General features: G+C 61.3%; 1 protein-coding gene. It reads left to right on the forward strand.

Annotated elements, in window-relative coordinates; genetic code table 11:
* Positions 1–1,799, forward strand: a 1,799-nt coding sequence (locus KGB06_RS00005; RefSeq protein WP_223511101.1) for a beta strand repeat-containing protein, incomplete at both ends; no start/stop codon positions are given.

A 1,799-nucleotide genomic window follows, 5' to 3' on the forward strand; every position in this document is an offset into this window, starting at 1 on the left:
CCTACACCACCAACACCGGTTCCACCAGCACGCTGGATATCAGCGTCACCCCGGTCAATGACCCAAGCGTCCTGACCGCGGATACCCAGACGGTCGATGAAGACCACGCGGCCACTGGCAACGTGCTGGGCAACGATAGCGATGTCGACAACGATCTGAGTGTCGCGACATTCACGGTTGGCGGCACCGAGTACACCGCAGGCGCCACCCCGGCGATCATCGCCAACGTCGGCACCCTGGTGATCGGGGCGAACGGTGCTTACACCTTTACTCCGGACTCCAACTACAACGGCACCGTGCCGACCGTCACCTACACCACCAACACCGGTTCCACCAGCACGCTGGATATCAGCGTCACCCCGGTCAATGACCCAAGCGTCCTGACCGCGGACACCAATACTGTCGATGAAGACCACGCAGCCACCGGCAACGTGCTGGGCAATGACAGCGATGTGGATAATCTCCTGAGCGTCTCCAGCTTCAGCGTGAATGGGGTCGACGGCAGCTTCACGGCGGGCCAGACCGCAACCATTACCGGTGTCGGAACGCTGATCATCGCCAGCAACGGTGCTTACACCTTTACCCCGGCCGAGAACTACAACGGCACCGTGCCGACCGTCACCTACACCACCAACACCGGTTCCACCAGCACGCTGGATATCAGCGTCACCCCGGTCAATGACCCAAGCGTCCTGACCGCGGATACCAACACGGTCGATGAAGACCATGTTGCAACCGGTAATGTGCTGACCAACGACCACGATGTCGATAATCTCCTGAGCGTGGCCACCTTCACGGTTGGCGGCACCGAGTACACCGCAGGCGTCCCGGCGACCATCGCCAACGTCGGCACCCTGGTGATCGGGGCGAACGGTGCTTACACCTTTACCCCGGCCGAGAACTGGAACGGCACCGTGCCGACCGTCACCTACACCACCAACACCGGTTCCACCAGCACGCTGGATATCAGCGTCACTCCGGTCAATGACCCGAGCGTCATGACCGCGGACACCAATACTGTCGATGAAGACCATGTTGCAACCGGCAACGTGCTGGGCAATGACAGCGATGTGGATAATCTCCTGAGCGTGGCCACCTTCACGGTTGGCGGCACCGAGTACACCGCAGGCGCCACCCCGGCGATCATCGCCAACGTCGGCACCCTGGTGATCGGGGCGAACGGTGCTTACACCTTTACTCCGGACTCCAACTACAACGGCACCGTACCGACCGTCACCTACACCACCAATACCGGTTCCACCAGCACGCTGGATATCAGCGTCACCCCGGTCAATGACCCGAGCGTCCTGGTCGCGGACACCAACACTGTCGATGAAGACCATGTTGCAACCGGTAACGTGCTGGGCAATGACAGCGATGTCGATAATCTCCTGAGCGTGGCCACGTTTACGGTTGGCGGCACCGAGTACACCGCAGGCGTCCCGGCGATCATCGCCAACGTCGGCACCCTGGTGATCGGGGCGAACGGTGCTTACACCTTTACCCCGGTGGATAACTGGAACGGCACCGTGCCGACCGTCACCTACACCACCAACACCGGTTCCACCAGCACGCTGAATATCAGCGTCACTCCGGTCAATGACCCGAGCGTCCTCGGAGCGGACACCAATACTGTCGATGAAGACCACGCAGCCACCGGCAACGTGCTGACCAACGATAGCGATGTCGACAACGATCTGAGTGTCGCGACATTCACGGTTGGCGGCACCGAGTACACCGCAGGCGCCACCCCGGCGATCATCGCCAACGTCGGCACCCTGGTGATCGGGGCGAACGGT

Origin of the sequence: Pseudomonas sp. GL-B-19, assembly GCF_019956415.1 — a bacterium.
In the GTDB taxonomy this organism is placed as follows: Bacteria; Pseudomonadota; Gammaproteobacteria; order Pseudomonadales; family Pseudomonadaceae; genus Aquipseudomonas.